This is a genomic window from Deinococcus sonorensis KR-87 (genome assembly GCF_040256395.1).
GTDB classification, from domain to species: domain Bacteria; phylum Deinococcota; class Deinococci; order Deinococcales; family Deinococcaceae; genus Deinococcus; species Deinococcus sonorensis.
The window spans coordinates 26,283-41,907 of the sequence record NZ_CP158299.1 but is presented as its reverse complement, the minus strand read 5'-3'; the positions used below and the strand labels follow the sequence as shown (position 1 = coordinate 41,907).

General features: G+C 68.3%; 16 protein-coding genes and 1 tRNA gene. 7 read left to right on the top strand and 10 right to left on the bottom strand.

All coding sequences use genetic code 11. The features are described 5' to 3' along the window. Positions 1-58: 58 nt before the first annotated feature. Positions 59-655: a hypothetical protein gene (locus ABOD76_RS05430; protein WP_350243783.1), complete on the bottom strand. Its 597-nt coding sequence runs from the start codon at positions 653-655 to the stop codon at positions 59-61. A gap of 313 nt (positions 656-968) precedes the next feature. Between ABOD76_RS05430 and ABOD76_RS05425 the strand changes: the two genes are divergently transcribed. Then, a complete protein-coding gene (locus ABOD76_RS05425; protein WP_350243782.1) occupies positions 969-1,142 on the top strand; it encodes a hypothetical protein in 174 nt (57 codons plus the stop codon). Between the two features lie 292 nt (positions 1,143-1,434). Here ABOD76_RS05425 and ABOD76_RS05420 read toward each other — a convergent pair whose 3' ends face one another. The 5 genes from ABOD76_RS05420 to ABOD76_RS05400 form a co-directional block, all read right to left on the bottom strand. Beyond that, positions 1,435-2,775: a hypothetical protein gene (locus ABOD76_RS05420; RefSeq protein ID WP_350243781.1), complete on the bottom strand. Its 1,341-nt coding sequence runs from the start codon at positions 2,773-2,775 to the stop codon at positions 1,435-1,437. A gap of 1 nt (position 2,776) precedes the next feature. Then, positions 2,777-3,136, bottom strand: coding sequence for a hypothetical protein (locus ABOD76_RS05415; protein WP_350243780.1), 360 nt, complete (start codon positions 3,134-3,136; stop codon positions 2,777-2,779). Beyond that, positions 3,129-3,356, bottom strand: coding sequence for a helix-turn-helix domain-containing protein (locus ABOD76_RS05410; RefSeq protein ID WP_350243779.1), 228 nt, complete (start codon positions 3,354-3,356; stop codon positions 3,129-3,131). The genes ABOD76_RS05415 and ABOD76_RS05410 overlap by 8 nt, the downstream gene beginning before the upstream one ends. A gap of 182 nt (positions 3,357-3,538) precedes the next feature. After that, positions 3,539-3,898: a hypothetical protein gene (locus tag ABOD76_RS05405; RefSeq protein ID WP_350243778.1), complete on the bottom strand. Its 360-nt coding sequence runs from the start codon at positions 3,896-3,898 to the stop codon at positions 3,539-3,541. 91 nt (positions 3,899-3,989) lie between these two features. Continuing rightward, a complete protein-coding gene (locus ABOD76_RS05400) occupies positions 3,990-4,364 on the bottom strand; it encodes a hypothetical protein (RefSeq protein WP_350243777.1) in 375 nt (124 codons plus the stop codon). A 338-nt stretch (positions 4,365-4,702) separates the two neighbouring features. On the opposite strand from ABOD76_RS05400, the gene ABOD76_RS05395 reads away from it, so the two are divergent. Next, entirely contained in the window at positions 4,703-5,884 is a 1,182-nt protein-coding gene (locus tag ABOD76_RS05395) for a tyrosine-type recombinase/integrase (protein ID WP_350243776.1), read from the top strand. Between the two features lie 119 nt (positions 5,885-6,003). On the opposite strand, the gene ABOD76_RS05390 is transcribed toward ABOD76_RS05395, so the two are convergent. Together ABOD76_RS05390 and ABOD76_RS05385 are read right to left on the bottom strand one after the other, a co-directional pair. After that, positions 6,004-6,078: transfer RNA gene (locus ABOD76_RS05390), tRNA-Ala, on the bottom strand. Between the two features lie 44 nt (positions 6,079-6,122). Continuing rightward, a complete protein-coding gene (locus ABOD76_RS05385; RefSeq protein WP_350243775.1) occupies positions 6,123-7,070 on the bottom strand; it encodes a hypothetical protein in 948 nt (315 codons plus the stop codon). 61 nt (positions 7,071-7,131) lie between these two features. On the opposite strand from ABOD76_RS05385, the gene ABOD76_RS05380 reads away from it, so the two are divergent. The 3 genes from ABOD76_RS05380 (at position 7,132) to ABOD76_RS05370 (ending at position 10,505) form a co-directional block, all read left to right on the top strand. Beyond that, entirely contained in the window at positions 7,132-8,418 is a 1,287-nt protein-coding gene (locus tag ABOD76_RS05380) for an HD domain-containing protein (RefSeq protein WP_350243774.1), read from the top strand. 49 nt (positions 8,419-8,467) lie between these two features. Then, positions 8,468-9,907, top strand: a complete 1,440-nt coding sequence (locus ABOD76_RS05375; RefSeq protein WP_350243773.1) for a glycoside hydrolase family 13 protein — start codon at positions 8,468-8,470, stop codon at positions 9,905-9,907. A gap of 67 nt (positions 9,908-9,974) precedes the next feature. After that, the gene (locus tag ABOD76_RS05370; RefSeq protein WP_350243772.1) at positions 9,975-10,505 is read left to right on the top strand and encodes an AAA family ATPase; all 531 of its coding nucleotides are present in this window, start codon (positions 9,975-9,977) and stop codon (positions 10,503-10,505) included. A gap of 7 nt (positions 10,506-10,512) precedes the next feature. Here ABOD76_RS05370 and ABOD76_RS05365 read toward each other — a convergent pair whose 3' ends face one another. Together ABOD76_RS05365 and metG are read right to left on the bottom strand one after the other, a co-directional pair. Beyond that, on the bottom strand, positions 10,513-11,577 hold the full coding sequence (locus ABOD76_RS05365; RefSeq protein ID WP_350243771.1) for an SGNH/GDSL hydrolase family protein: 1,065 nt from the start codon (positions 11,575-11,577) through the stop codon (positions 10,513-10,515). Between the two features lie 143 nt (positions 11,578-11,720). After that, positions 11,721-13,676, bottom strand: coding sequence for a methionine--tRNA ligase (metG, locus tag ABOD76_RS05360; RefSeq protein WP_350243770.1), 1,956 nt, complete (start codon positions 13,674-13,676; stop codon positions 11,721-11,723). Positions 13,677-13,854: 178 nt separating this feature from the next. Here metG and ABOD76_RS05355 point away from each other — a divergent pair, with 178 nt between their 5' ends. Beyond that, on the top strand, positions 13,855-14,523 hold the full coding sequence (locus ABOD76_RS05355) for a DUF2259 domain-containing protein (RefSeq protein WP_350243769.1): 669 nt from the start codon (positions 13,855-13,857) through the stop codon (positions 14,521-14,523). A gap of 231 nt (positions 14,524-14,754) precedes the next feature. Continuing rightward, complete coding sequence (locus ABOD76_RS05350; RefSeq protein WP_350245321.1) at positions 14,755-15,600, top strand: phytoene/squalene synthase family protein; 846 nt, start codon at positions 14,755-14,757, stop codon at positions 15,598-15,600. Positions 15,601-15,625: the final 25 nt, after the last annotated feature.

The window sequence follows — 15,625 nt, the reverse complement described above, 5'->3', positions numbered from 1 at the left end:
GCCCAGGCCGCTTGGTGTGGCGGCCTGGGTGTAGAGGGGCAGGGGTGAGGGTTATCGGTCAGTCAGCGAACTGGTTCTCTGGTCGCTGCCAGAAGGGCAGCTCCGGCTCTGGTGCTTCCGGTTGCGCCAGCAGCTTCCGGAGGCGCTCCGCCTCCTCGGGGGTCAGCGGGCGTGGCGGGTGGACCGGCTGAGGAGGTGGCGGCCAGAGGATAGGTTTGGCTTCCATCTCGATGAAGTTGTCCGGCTTATCGGGGCGTGCAATGGCAGCTGCGTTCATGCGCTTCAGTGCCTCACGGGCCTTCGCCTCTTGTTCAGCGGCTCTGCGGCGGTTCTGTGCTTCAACGTGGGCACGGCGACGAGCAGCAGGGATATCCGCTAGCAGCGAGGGCGGGTAGGCTGGTATCGGCCCGCTGGCCACCAGCAGGTTGATCGTGCTGGGACTGGCGACATTCCTCCGGGCGAATGCCTCTATGGTCTCCTGATGCCGGACGTTGAGGCGGACCAGAACCTCAAACCCAATCAGGAGAGTGCGGCCATTTACCGATGCAGAGCAGGCATCCGGCGACCGGTAGTGGATGGCGTATGTCGCCCCCTCCGGGGTGTTGAGCTTGAGATTGAGGACCTGGGTGTGATGGGAGGACGTGGCGGTGATCAATGCGCTCCTTTTACTGCGTGTGCCCCTCTGATAACAGCGTAGTACAGGCGTCATCCCACGTCTCAGCGCAACATTCTTTCAAAAACGGGATCGTGTGCGATAATGGTGGCGCCTGAAAGCAGACTGCGCTGAGCACTCCCGTTCGGGAGGAGATGCGAGGCTCTCTTAACGACCTCAGCCACTGTCGGCAATGCGTTGGCTTCTGGGCTTCCGCCTTACTGCAGTCGCTTCGCTCCTGCTCACGAAAGAAGGAGCGCAGGTCATGCCCGTGGTCGGCCCTCCTGCCGATGGAGGTCAGAAGTAGAGTGGAGTCATGGACGACGCCGACCGCCGCTATGCCGCCCACGCTCGCAAGGAAGCCCGGACCGTGGCCGACATTCTCGGTGAGGTGACCACCGCCCTGGACGGGCTGAGTGACGAGCAGATCGTGGCCGAGTGGTACGAGCGGCAGCGCCGGATGGAGGCTGCCCTCAAGCAGCAGCGGTAAGCTCCTCGCCCGCTTCGGCGGAGCTGGGGAAAGATAAGCGCACTCAGGGGCAACCCTGCTCCGGTCTGCTGGCCCTGCCGTGCTCGGCCACGGTGCGCTGCGGTCGCTGCGCTCCGCCCTTCACAACGCCATTGCTGGCGCTGGCGCGGCACAGCAAGCTGTGCAGGTCGAGGGAGTGGCAGGCGGGTGCGGGTGGGCGAGATAGCACGGCCCGGCAGCGGCTGGTGGGCGGCTGACCGGGGGTGGGGTTGGTGGTGGTGAGGCTGTGTCTAAACTCCTGTCAGTGAACCTCCTACAGCGGCTTCTCGGGCGGCAATCGGTGGGTGGCGGTGCGCCGGGCGGAATATAGTGTATGATGGACACTAAGTCTGATGGGGAGGGCGAGACGAGCGGGCGCTTCGGCGGTCGCTCGCCCTTCTGTCGGTCCGGCGCGGGCGCTCCGAGCCCGAGGAAGGCCCTGCGGATGGCTGGGTCTGGGCGCAGCTGCCCTGCTGCGCTGCTGGTGTCTCTGTGGGGCTCTCCGCGCTTTCAGTGCCTGGATGCGGCACAGGGCGCTCCGTCGCTCCGCAGCCTGTAACTGCTGTAGCGCCGCCCTGTCGCGCTCGGCCTTCTGCAACCGCAGGGCATCGAGCTGCTGGTGGGTTGGGGTGTGCCAGCGCATGAGTGGGGGGCGGCGAGCATGGCCCGGCAGTCCTTTGTGCCGCGCCACGGCACTCAGGATGTCGTCCAGCGCCTCCTGCAGCGAGTGCGTTTCCAGCTCCCACAGCGGAACTGGCTTGCCGTGCTTGCGGTGCCGAGCGCCTTTCGTGGCGTAGCGGACCTGCCGCCGCAGCATGTCGAGGTCCGTGATTGGGCGCAGGTCCAGCGTGCCGCCCATCAGGTCCGCTACAGCATGCCACTGCGGTATGTCCTGGCCGCTCACGACACCCTCGAAATGCACGCCTGCCTGCGGGGCGTGTTCTATGCGCCACAGCCTCATTCCGGTCGGCGCGGCACTATCGAGGAGCTTCCTGGCAAGGTCCTGGCGGCGAGAGGGGGTGCAGTGGAGCAGCGCACCGCTCAGGTTGCGATGAGGTGTCAGCGTGGCTGCCCACAGGGACTCGCCCTGCAGCTGGGCCGCCTCCCACATCCGCCACTCTGGCCCGCCGTCCCGCATGCTGCGGTCCGTGCCCCAGCGCTGCGTCCGGGGGTGCAGCAGCCTCCACCTGCGCCTGTGCTCTGCAACTTCGTCCGGCTCGTCACCATCCAGTAGGGCAGGATCAAGATCAAGACCCGCAGAGCGGGGCGGTCGGAGTTGCAGGCGGGCTATGAGAGCGAGCACAAGCACGATGGCCACGTCATCCAGGCCCGCGCATTCCTGAGCCAGCGCCGGGCTGACCTCCACTGCGGCCCGGAATTCCCGAGCGATCCGCCGCACCTGAGCAGGCTGCGTCTCCAGCAAAACCAGCCACTGGCCAGGATCACCACTTTTTTTGGTGGAATCCGTGCATTTACCGTGCCGATAAGTGGTGGATTCCACAGGTGTCGGGTCGGGCAGTGCTGGCTGCTGGGCAGAGCGAGCGGAGAGCCACACCCCCACGACCTGCGCCGCCGTGATGCGGTGCAGCTTCGAGGTGGTGTGGCGCAGCGTCATGCTAGTCAGCCACTCCCAGGACGAGCCCGCAGACCACCATCAGCAGCGCCGTGCCGGTCACAGCGGGGCGGCGCAGCACGTCCTCCAGTTCCGGGCGCTGGGCCAGCTGCGACAGCCGGGCGATCACGCGGTCCTCAGCCATGCGGAGGTGATGGGCGATCTCGGCAACCGTCTCGGTGAAGGTGATCCCCATCGGCGCGATCCAGCCCAGGTAGGCCAGCGCGGTGGGAGCGCTAATGCCCTGCGGCGCGGCCTCCACATAGGGACGAGTGAGATCAGGGCCGGGCCGCAGCACGCTATCCAGCACGGCCATATTCTGCTTGTGCCGGGCGATCTCTTCGGGGGTGAGCGGCTTACTCATCGCCCACCTCGATGGTGGTGCTGCGGCGCTCGATGAAGTCCAGCACGTCGCTGTGCTTCAGGCGGTAGACCGGGCGGGTGCCGCTGCTGACGTTGATCGCAGGCAGCTTGCGGCGCCGGATCAGCGCCTGAACCTGATCGAGGTTCACGCCAATCAGAGCGGCAGCGTCAGCGGTGGTGATGGTCGGGGCGGGCGTTGGGGTGGTGGTGAGGTTCGCCATACCCACTCATGATCTCAGAGGTCCAGAAAGGCGGGATACCAGCGCTGGTGCGACTTTGAGCTGATGTTGCAGATGGCTTTGCGTGCTGGAGCAAGGTTATGGCGACAGCAGGTCACGGCAAACATGCCGCAGATGCTTACCATCTGCCCTCCGTGGGTGGCGTTTGGCGCTGGATGACCTCGCTACCCCTGCTGCTGATAGCCGCTCAGGTACTCCCATCCCCGCGCCACGGTGAGCCGGATCAGAGCCGGGGCCTTCCCACCATCGCTCTCAGGCAACCTGTTGCTCTTGGTGATCGCCAGTAGCTGCTCCAACCCCTCGGCGGCCAGCTCACGACCATTTGGCTGCTCAACAGCCTCGAACGAGACGTAAAAGCCGCCTGAGTAGATCGGGCCGGGCACTGCTGGCCGATACTGGACCCAGAATTCAAGGTTATCGGGATCGAGGGCGACTTGCCCCCCGAGTTCTGCGGCTTCAGGGAACTTGGGGCGGTAGGTGGCAAGGAGTTGATCGACAAGGGCGCTCCGCTGGGTCATGTTCATCCCTGCCATTGTCGCCTGCCAGAGACGGGTGCGTAACACACTTCAGAGCACGTCTGGAGTCAGAGGGCCGACAGCGCTCCACGGTCGCTCATCACCCGAACTGCAGCCGTCTGCTGTAAGCAGCCGCTGCTGTGGCTGGGACCAGCAGCAAGAGCACGCGGACCAGGAGGAGAGGGGTGTTCACGGCTGTCTCGCTCAAGCAGTCCACCACTGCCCGATTTCTTACCGCAGCCACCTTCTTTGATTCGGCACCGGGAAAGAACTGAGCGAAGGGATTTGCAGCCTCAGCTGCCCGTTCGCCTTCTGCCGCACAGAGCGAGCGACCGTCAACAACCCCGCCAGCGCTGCCATATTTCAGCAAGGGCGGGCGTACAAAGGCGATGAACAGTGCTGCGCCCAGGCTCAGCAGGACAACCAGGGCCAATACCGTCTGCAGCACTGTCCTTCGATCCGGTCGCTTGATCATGGCTCAGCATACGGGCAAGAAGCAGCGTAGCTGGACTCGCATTGCAGCCCCCTCACGCCGGTCAGCAGCGAAGTAGGCCAGCCTCCCGCAACCCTCTTCTAACTTGGAGCCGTCAAGGGCGGAAGCGAGTGCAGCGGCCATACCACCCAACCTGATTCAAGCGGGTTACGGAGTGAACACTCGCCACCAGTGCCGGACGCCATATGTTGTGAACGTAAGGCTGATACGGAGCTGTGCGTGCTGGAAAGCAGCTGTGAATCAGCATGGCTGATTAGGGCGTAAATCGATCTGGTGAGATCGAACTTGAGATATCCTGCTCCGGGCGCTAAAATGGGCGCATGCCCAATCAGCCGAGAGAGCGCGGGGTGCGAGGTGCAGGGACTGTCCGGGTGGTCAGCGCGAAGGACGAGCGGCCCATCCGGGTGCGCTGGGAGGTCTGGGTGTCCCTGCCTGATGGCGAGAAGAAGCGCCTGAGCGGCAACGTCAGCCACCCGAACAACCCAGCGCACGCTAAGGCTGCTGGGAGGCGAGCCCTGGAGCTGGCTAAGGCCAAGGCCAGCGAGCAGCGCCAGAACGTGGCGGATCGCTTCCCTGATATGCGGATGTCTGAGCTGCTGGAGCAGTGGCTGGAGCTGCGGGCGATGGAACTGAGGCCGAAGACGCTGGAGTCGTACCAGTCCGTGATCCGGCTGCATGTCCTGCCGTACCTGGGCACCAAGCGGGTGCGGGCGGTGAACATTGACGTGCTGACCGAGTGGCAGCAGCTGTTGGCGCAGACCAGCCTGCAGCGCACGCGGGTGATGGCCCACCAGCGGGTCTCTCAGGCGCTGGAGTGGGCGGTGAGCCGGGGCATCATCAGCAGCAACCCAGCGCTGAACAGGTTCACCAAGCCCAAGAAGGTACAGGCAGTGCGCCAGCTGGACGTTTACACCGAGGAGGAGCGGGGCCAGCTAGTGGCGGCGGGCCGCAGCGATACCGGTCCGTTCGGCATGATGACGGCATTTGCCCTGGTGACTGGGATGCGCCGTGGCGAGGTGCTGAGCCTGAAGTGGTCAGACATCAAGGGCACGGTGGCGTTCATACACGACAGCATGGACGCCCAGCAGAGGTCGGACGGGACCACCAAGACGAAGGCAGGCACGCGCCGCTTCCCGCTGAGCAGCGTGGCTATGAAGCTGCTGGATGAGCAGCGGGCGCGGCAGGACTTGCTGCGGCAGCGTGCTGGCCCGCTCTGGACCGAGACCGGGTACGTGTTCACCACTGGAGAGGGGAAGCCCCAGTGGGCTGATAACTGGAGCCGGGCGCATGCGCGGCTGTGCAGGCGGATCGGGGTCCGTCACCTGACCATTCACGATGCCCGCAGGACCTACATCACCCACGCCCTGAAGAATGGCGCTTCGGAGGAGACCGTGGCGTCCCAGATCGGCCACAGCAACACTGTGCTGCTGGCACGCACGTACCGGGTAACTCTGGCCGAGGAGAGAGCGCGGGTGATCGAGGTCATGGTGCCCGGTTTCTAAGTCACGACTCAGCTCTAAGCGCCTCGTAAGCGCCCAGCATCCCCGAAGCGGGTGAATATGAGAGTGGCCCAGGATCAACCTGGGCCACTTTTCTGCCGTCTGGGCGCGGCTTGCCGTGCTGGTGGAGACACGGGGATTCGAACCCCGGACATCCTGCTTGCAAAGCAGGCGCTCTCCCGCTGAGCTATGTCCCCAGCGTCCCCAAGGGTAGCAGAGTGCGCCGGCCTTGTACAGCCGCTCACGGCGCCGGGGGCGTGGCCCAGCCGCGGGCCAGTGCGGCCAGTTGCAGCTGCACCCAGCGCAGGGCCGGCCCGTCCGTCTGCGTCACCTGACTGTGGTTCTGGGTGCTGGCCACGAAGGTCTGGATGCCGCGGCGGCTGCCGTCGGTGCGGACGTTGCGCACCAGATCGAAGGCGTAGTTGGCCCCATACGGCCCGATCAGCGGCTCGGTGGAGCGGCCCGCAAAACGCTGGCTCTCGACCTCCAGATTGCGTTCCACGTTGTCGGTCACCACGTCCTTGAGGTCGTACCTCAGATGTCCGGCCATCACGGAGCCGCAGCTGTCGGCGAGGTTGAACGGCCAGGGGTTGTGGCCCAGCTGCCGCACATAGGCCTGGATGATCCGGGCGTTGTCGCGTTCCCACACGTCACACAGGCCGTCCAGGTCAATCAGGGCGGCCACCAGAATCTCCGGGTGGGCGCGGGCCAGCGCATGCGTCCACACCACCCCGTGTGAGTGCGCCAGCAGCACGATGCGGGTGGGATTGCGGCGGCCCACCATCCAGCGCTGATACGCCGTCGTCAGCTGCGCCTCCACCTGCAGGAAGCCCGGCACGTCCTCGGTGCTGCCGTGCGGCCGGTGGAGGGTCAGGTGGGCGGCGGCCGTGGAGCTCTGCACGCTCAGGCCAGCGTCCTGCAGCGTGCGGGTCAGCGCCTGCACCACGCCGCGCCGCGCCAAGTACTCGGTGTTGTCGTCCGGGGCGTTCAGGCAGGGGGGTGGACAGCGGCCGGAGATGCTCAGCAGCAGCACGTCCGGGCTGCCGGGCGGTCGGGGCGTCAGGGGTGAGGGCCATGTGGCGACTGGGGCTGCCGCGCTGAGGTTGGGAGAACCCATTCTGGGGGCACAGGCGCTGAGCGGCACACTGATCAGCGCCAGCAAGAAGCAGGGCAGCAGGACGGGGCGCATAGCTGAAGTATAGAAAGCTGGCGTCAGCCGCGCCGGCACCTCCGGACGCTACACTCCGGCCATGTGGCGCAGGCGGCTGACCCTGCCCCGGCGCTGGCCGCCGGGGGCGCTGCTGGTGGGCGGGGCGGCCCGTGACCTGCTGCGTGGTGCCGCTCCGGGCGACTGGGACTGGGCCGCCCCCGATCCTGAGCTGGCCGCGGAATGGCTGGGCCGGCAGCTGGACGGCGCCGTCTTCGCCCTCGATCAGGAGCGTGGGTATTACCGGGTGGTCGGTCCAGCGGAGGAGCAGCATGACGTGGTGCCGCTGCCCGCCGACCTGACGTCGGAACTGCTGCGCCGCGACTTCACGGTGAACGCGCTGGCCCTGGCCCCGGACGGACAGGTGCATGACCCCTCCGAAGGGCAGCGGGACCTGCGCGCCCGCACCCTGCGGATGGTCAGCGAGGCCAACCTCCGCTCCGATCCGCTGCGCCTGCTTCGGGCGGCGCGGCTGTCCATCACGCTGGGCTTCCGCATCGAGCCGCAGACCCGGGAGGCCGTGATCCGGCTGGCCGGCGAGGACTGGCCATCTCCGGCAGCGGAGCGCGTCCGCGAGGAACTGCACGCGCTGCTGCTGCATCCACAGGCGGCGCGCGGGGTGCGGCTGCTCGAAGAGCTGCACCTGCTGCAGCGCTGGCTGCCAGAGCTGCGCGAGGGGCTGGGAGTGGAGCAGGGCGGCTTTCATCACCTGGACGTGTTCCAGCACAACGTGGAGGCGCTGCACCAGCTGGTGCAGCGCTTTCCAGAGGCGCCGCTGGCCCTGCGCTGGGCCACCCTGCTGCACGACGTGGGCAAGCCGCGCAGCCGCAGCATGGAGGGCGGCCAGACCCACTACTACGGCCACGCCCGGCTCGGCGCTGAGCTGGCCGGAAGCATGTTGGCCCGGCTGAAGGCGCCCGCCGCCCTGGAAACGCGGGTGTCTGCTCTGGTCGCCGCGCATATGGTGCCGCTGCCACAGAACGAGCGCGAGGCCCGGCGCTTCGTACACCGCCGCCGTGAGCTGCTGCCGGACCTGCTGCAGCTGATGCTGGCGGACCGGGAGGCGGCCCGTGGCCCGCAGTCCAGCGCCGCTTCCCGTCGGTACTATCAGCAGGGCATGGACCGGGTGCTGGCCGCCCTGGAGGAGCAGCCGAGCGCGCCCGCGCCGCTGCTGCGCGGCCAGGAGGTGATGCAGCTGCTGTCTCTGGCGCCCGGACCAGCGGTGGGGGAGGCGGTCGCCGCACTGGCCGAGGCGCGGGCGCTGGGTGAGATCCACACCCCGGAGGAGGCGCGGGTGTGGCTGCGGGACTGGGCGGAGCGGCGCGGCTGAGCCCACCCTGTCAGATGGCTGTCACCTCCGGACCTCTACACTGGGACGTGTGAGTATTCGCACCCCCGACTGGGTCAAGGACGCCGTGTTCTACCAGATCTTTCCTGACCGTTTCGCCCGCAGCACGCGGGTTCGCAAAGCCGGCCACCTGCAGGCCTGGGGTGACGCGCCCGAGACCAACCGCTACCAGGGTGGCGACCTGCTGGGCGTGGTGGAGCGCCTGGACCACATCGCCTCGCTGGGCGTCAACGCCATCTACTTCTGTCCGGTGTTCCAGTCGGCCAGCAATCACCGCTACCACACCCACGACTACTACCAGGTGGACCCGATGCTGGGCGGCAACGACGCCCTGCGCGAACTGGTGGACGCCGCGCACGCCCGCGGCATCCGGGTGGTGCTGGACGGGGTGTTCAACCACGCCTCCCGAGGCTTTTTCCAGTTCAACGACATTCTGGAGCAGGGCGAGGGCAGCGCGTACCTGGACTGGTTCCACGTGGGGCCGTTTCCGCTCAGCCCCTACGACGACCGCCACCCGGCCCACTATCAGGCGTGGTGGGGCAACCGGGCGCTGCCCAAGTTCAACACCAACACCCAGGCGGTGCGCGAGTTCCTGTGGGACGTGGCCGAGTACTGGATGCGCTTCGGCATCGACGGCTGGCGGCTGGACGTGCCGAACGAGATCGATGACGACGAGTTCTGGCGCGAGTTCCGCCGCCGGGTGAAGGCCATCAACCCGGAGGCCTACATCGTGGGCGAGATCTGGGGTGACGCGCACCGCTGGCTGGCCGGCGACCAGTTCGACGCCGTCATGAACTACCCGTTCACCCGGCCCTGCCTGGCGTACTTCGGGGCGCACACCCTCGACAACCGCATGAACGAGGTCAGCGGCACCGGGATCGTGCATCCGATGACCGCCGAGCAGTTCGCCGAGCGGATGGCCACCGTGTCGCAGATGTACAGCCTGGAGATCGTGCAGGCGCAGCTGAACCTGCTGGACAGCCACGACACCGCGCGCTATCTCACGGCGGTGGGCGGCGACCACACCGCGCACCTGCTGGCCCTGACCTTCCAGCTGACGTACCTGGGCGCTCCCTGCCTGTACTACGGCGACGAGATCGGGCTGCCGGGCGGCCCGGACCCGGACTGCCGGCGGGCCTTTCCCTGGGATCAGCCGGACGCGTGGCACCTGCCCACCCTGGCGCTGATCCGCCGGCTGACGGCGGCCCGCCACAGCAGCCGGGCGCTGCAGCGCGGCACCTTCGAGGTGCTGTATGCCGGCCACGACCTGCTGGCCTACCGGCGCGTGTACGCCCGCGAGGCGGTGCACGTCCTGATGAACACCGCCCTGCAGCCGCAGATGGCCACCCTGGGCGGGCTGGTGCCGGGCCGCTACCGCGACGCCCTGAGCGGCCAGGAGTACCAGCTTCACGAGAGCGCGTACCTGGAAGTGCCGGCCCGCGGCGCGCTGCTGCTGATGCGTCAGGTGTGATGGCCCCGGCTGCCCCTCCGCCAGGTGGCGGATGCCGGCGGCCAGCCTGTTCTGCCCTCCTGTCCGGATGACGCCTCTCACCCCGCGCCGCGTGATCGTGACCGGAACCACCGGCAGCGGCAAGACCACGCTGGCCCGCGCCGTGGCCGGGAAGCTGGGGGTGCCGCATGCCGAGCAGGACGCCTGGAACCACCTGCCCGGCTGGCAGGAGGCGCCGCTGGAGCAGTTTCGGGCGTCGGTGGCGCGCTTCACGGCCCAGGACGGCTGGGTGATGGACGGCAACTACACCAAAGCGCAGGACATCGGCTGGGCGCGGGCCGACACCCTCATCTGGCTGGACTACCCGGCCCCGCTGGTGTTCTGGCGGCTGCTGCGGCGCACGCTGCGGCGTGGCCTGACGCGAGAAGAACTATGGAACGGCAACCGGGAACAGCTGGGCCTGAACCTGCTCTCGCGGGACGGCATTCTGGCGTGGTTCTTCCGCACCCACTGGCAGCGGCGGCGCACCGTGCCGGCTCAGCTGGCCCGCTTCCCGCACCTTCAGGTCCTGCACTTCAGCACGCCGAACGAAGCGGAGCGCTGGCTGCGGCAGCTGTGAGGGACGCTCAGGGCCGGATGTCCAGGTCGGTGCCGAACTGCTGGTTGATGAACACGGCCAGCTCCCGCGCGAAGCGCTGGTGGGCGAAGTTGCTGGGATGAACCCCGTCCAGACTGAAGGATCGGCCGAAGGGAGAGGCGGCGGTGGGAATCAGCGGGCGGCCCGGCAGCCTGTCGAGCACCGTGTTCACGTCGAAGACCGGCGCGCCGTACTCGGCGGCCAGCGTCCGGATCGCGCTGTTGTACTGCGTGACGATCTGCTGCGCCCGGGCGTATTCCTCGGCGGTCAGCGCGTCGGGTGAGCTGCAGGACAGCGGCCGCTCCTTGCTGGCACGGCCGACCACCACGCTGCCGAAGTAGACGTTCTGGCCCTGGCAGCTGGCATCCACCACGCCGGCCAGCCGCAGCAGCCGCACCGGAATCAGGGCCGGCACCCGCGTCACGTCCGGCACCGTCATCACCAGGAGGTGCTCCACGCCGCCCGCTTTCAGCTGGCTCAGCAGTGACGCGTAGCTGGTCCGGAACTGGTCGAGTGGCGTGGACTGGTCCGGCTGGCCACGCAGGGTCGGCAGCAGCACGTCGTTGTTGCCGATCCAGATGGTGACGAATTTCGGGTGGCGGGCCAGGGCCGCCTGCAGCTGGGTCGTGTTCGGCCCCAGGATGGCCCGGTAGAGGTCCGGGTCGTACAGCTGCGGGTCGGGGTTGGTGACGTGCGTGTCGGTGCTTTCCAGCACGTCGCCCACCTTGGCGCCGGGCACCGCGACCACGTTCGAGACGACGTCCGGCATCGCGCGGGCACAGTTCCTGGGGCCGCCCACGTTCACCGGCGGCGGGCAGCCGGGCGCCTGCACCTCCGGCATCGGCAGGTCCAGGCCACCGCGCTCCCCCAGCAGGTGGGCGTAGGAGGCCCGCTGCGACTCGGCGGTCAGGCCGCCCGACTGAAACCCGGCCGTGATGCTGTCCCCGATCGCCACGTAGTCGGTAAATGGAGTGGCGCCCGGCCGGGCCACATGCGGCAGGGCAGGCATACACGCGGTCAGCAGCAGCAGGGCGGCAACGCTCCATCGCTTCATAGACGGACCTCCGGGCCGGTGCACGTCAGCGGTCACGTCACGGGCCAGGGCACCGGTCCTGGCAGCGAGCATACCCGAAGCGCCCGCTCAGACGACAGCGGGCCACCGGTCTGCACCGTGGCCCGCTTCACAGTGCTGGCGGTCTAGCGGACCTTGGTGCCGCCCGGCAGTTCCAGCTGTGGCCCCACCACGTCCAGGTTGCCGTATTCGTCTTCGGCCGCCAGGATCATGCCGTGCGAGAGGATGCCGCGCAGTTTGACCGGTTTCAGGTTGGCCACCACCACCACCCGGCGGCCCACCAGCTGCTCCGGCGTGAACCACTTGCGGATGCCGCTCACCACCACCCGCTCCTCATCGCCCAGCCGCACGGTCAGCTTCAGCAGCTTGTCCGCCTTTTCCACCGCCTCGGCCGCCACCACCTCGGCCACCCGCAGGTCAATGCGGGCAAAGTCGTCGATGCTGATCTCGGCCACCTCCGGCTTAGGCGCGGGCGTGGCGTCGGGGGCGGCGGGCAGGGTGGCTTCGGGCTTCTGTTTGATGTCGGTCACGGGCTTCTCGTTTCGGGTGAGTTTGTCGGGGTCCGGCTTGGGGAACAGCACCGCGCCCGGCTGCAGCACCGTGCCGGGCGGGGTCAGGCCCCAGGCGGCCTCCAGGCGGTACTGCTGGCCCCCCAGCCCCAGCTGGGCGCGCAGCTCGGCGGCCTTGGCGGGAATGGCCGCCTCCAGCGCCACGCTGGCCACCCGCAGCCCCTCGGCGGCGGTGTACAGCACCGTGTGCAGCTGAGTGGCGGTGTCCGGCGACTTGGCCAGGTCCCAGGGGCGGCTCTCGGCGATGTAGCGGTTCAGGTCGCGCACGAATTCCATCGCGGCTTCCAGCGCCATGTTCAGCTTCAGGTCGCGGGCCAGCCCCAGCACCCGGCCCGGCAGCGCGCGCGCCGCCGCCTCGATGCCGCGCTCGCGCTCGCCCGGCGCGCCGCTCGCCGGAATCACGCCGCCGCAGTACTTCTGGATCATGCTGCTCAGGCGCGACAGCAGGTTACCCAGGTCGTTGGCGAGGTCGGCGTTCAGGCGGGCCACCAGGATGCCCTCGCCGTAGGGGCTGTCGGCGCCCAGGGAGGTCTCGCGCAGCAGCGTGTAGCGCACCGTGTCGGCCCCGTATTCGTCCAGCAGGGCCACCGGGTCAATGGCGTTGCCCAGGCTCTTGCCCATCTTGCGTCCGTCCTCGGCCAGGATGTGCGCGTGCACCACCAGCTTCTCGTAGAGCGGCAGGCCGGCGGCCTTCAGCATGGTGGGCCAGAAGATGGCGTGCGGCTTGAGGATGTCCTTGCCGATCACGTGCCACGCGTGCTGAAACAGCTCCGGGCGGCCCTGCGAGGCGGGCGCCGAGAGGTAGTTGAGCAGCGCGTCGAACCATACGTAGGTCACGTGGTCCGGGTCCCAGGGCAGTTCGATGCCCCACGGCACCCGCGACTTGGGCCGGCTGATGCTCAGGTCGCCGATCGGCTCGCGCAGCATCTCCAGCACCTCGTTGCGGTAGCCGGCCGGCTGGATGAACTCCGGGTGCGTCTGCAGGTGAGAGAGCAGCCACGCCTGATACTTCTCCATCCGGAAGAAGTAGTTGGCCTCGCGGCGCAGTTCCGGCGGCTGGCTGTCGCCGGGGTACACGCCGTTCACCAGTTCCTTCTCGGTCACGTAGCGCTCGGCGCCCACGCTGTACAGGCCCTCGTACTCGGCGTAGTAGATGTCGCCGCTGTCATACACGCGCTGCAGCACGTCCTGCACGTAGCGCTTGTGGCGCGGCTCGGTGGTGCGGATGAAGTCGTCGTAGCTGATCTCCAGCCGGTCCCACAGGCCCTTGAAGGCGTTCAGCGACAGGTCGTCCACGAACTTCTGGGGGGTCTGGCCCGCCTTGGCCGCCGCCTTGGCGATCTTCTCGCCGTGTTCGTCGGTCCCGGTCAGGAACTGCACCTCGTAGCCGGCCAGCCGGTGGTAGCGGGCCAGCGTGTCGGTCAGGATCTTCTCGAACACGTGCCCGATGTGCGGCGCGCCGTTGGCGTAGTCAATCGCGGTGGTGATGTAGAAACTCTGGGGTCTGGTCATCAGGGGCGGTCCTCCGCAGGAGCATAGCGTGTGGGTTCGGCAAAAAAAGCGGGGCGCTCTAGCAAGCGCCCCAGACAGCAACCTCTGCGGTTACGTGCCTGGGGGCATTCGCATCATCGTCTTCGGCAGCGCGGACATGGATTCACTGTAGCAGAGTGGCTCTCTGTACACTCGGAGCATGCGCCGCCTGCTGCTCGCCCTGCTGGTGCTGTTCTCGCTTTCCGTACATGCCGCCGACCGGCCGCTGCTGTCACGCTACGGCTTCAGTCCGGACGCCCGCTATCACCTGCTGGTCAGCGCCTGGGTCCGTGACGGCAGCGGCTTCCCGGCCGCCCGGCTGCAGATCACGGATGTGCGGCGCAACGTGCTGCTGGTGCTGGACGAGCTCACCGAACGCACTGGCACGCCGGACCCGGAGCGGGTGGCCGCGCGGCTGCTGGCCCGCCACCACAGCGACCTGGCGCGCTACGCCCTGCTCAGCCCGGTGCAGGGTGAGCCGCTGTTCGTGGTGGCGCCGCCCGCCCCGCAGTCGTGGCCGCCCGCCTTGCCGCAGCGTCTGACCGCCGGGACCCTGACCTTCCTGCTGAGCCGGGTGGCCCTGCCGTCCGGCTGCCCTGCCCCGGACCCGGCCCACCCACCGGCCGGGCTGCGGCTGAGCGTCAACGGCCATCCCCTGCAGGCCGACGCCCGGCTGCCGGCCAGCCGCCGCTGCGCGGGCAGCTATCAGCTGGAGACCGGCTGGCGCCTGGGCAGCGCCGTGGCCGTGGTGCTGCGCGCCTACCAGCCGGGCTTTGAAGGCCCGGACGCCTGGCCGCTGGTGGTGGCGGGAACGTTGCCGGACCGCTAGGGTGGGAGGTGTCTGGGCAGGGTGGTGGCCGAGTCTGTAACAAAGCGGCAATTCAGACGCTGGCCGGCCCGCTTACACTCCTAGGCAGAAACCCGGACGTTGCACTGACCCGCGCCGGGGACTGGAGCCGATGTGAGACAGGAACCTCCCAACCTGATGAGTGGTGGCGTCCTGCCGGAACCGGTCCTGGCGGCCGGTGGACGCCCCAGCCAACCCGCGCCGGAACAGGCGATGCTGCACTGCCGGGAATTGACCCGCCAGCACTCCAAGACCTTCTACTTCGGCTCGCGCTTCTTTCCGCTGCAGCAGCGGCAGGCGGTCTGGGCGGTGTACGCGGCCTGCCGCTGCGGCGACGACATCGTGGATGAGCCGGGCGGAGGTGCCGCCGCGCTGAGTCAGTGGTGGGCGCGGGTGCAGTCGGCGCTGGCCGGTCGGCTGGCGTTCGGAGCGGCCGGCCCCGACCCGGTGGACGTGGCGCTCGGCTGGGCGGCCCGCCACTACCCGATTCCGGAAAGTGCCTTCCGCGAGCTGTACCTGGGCCTGCGGATGGACCTGGAGGGCCACCGCTACGGCACACTGTCGGAGCTGGAGCTGTACTGCCGCCGGGTGGCGGGCGTGGTGGGCTTCATGATCGCGCCGATCTGCGGCTACCACGGCGGCGAGCAGACCCTGCAGCACGCCGTGCGGCTGGGTCAGGCGATGCAGCTGACCAACATCCTGCGTGACGTGGGCGAGGACCTGGGGCGCGGCCGCATCTACCTGCCGGCCGACCTGATGGCCGAGTTCGGGGTGACGGTGCAGATGCTGCACGCCGGGCAGGTGACGCCCGAATACCGCCGCCTGATGCAGCACCTGACGCAGCTGGCCCGCCAGTGGTACGCCGAGGGCCGCGCCGGCCTGCCGTGCCTGCACGGGTCTGGGCGGCTGGCGGTGGCGGCGGCCGCCCGCGCCTACGAGGGCATTCTGGACGCGCTGGAGCGCAACGGTTACGACAACTTCAGCCGCCGCGCCCAGGTGAGCGGCCCGCGCAAGCTGCTGATGCTGCCGCAGGCGTGGTGGGAACTGCGGCTGAGTTAGCCGCGCTTGCCAGCAAAAGATACGA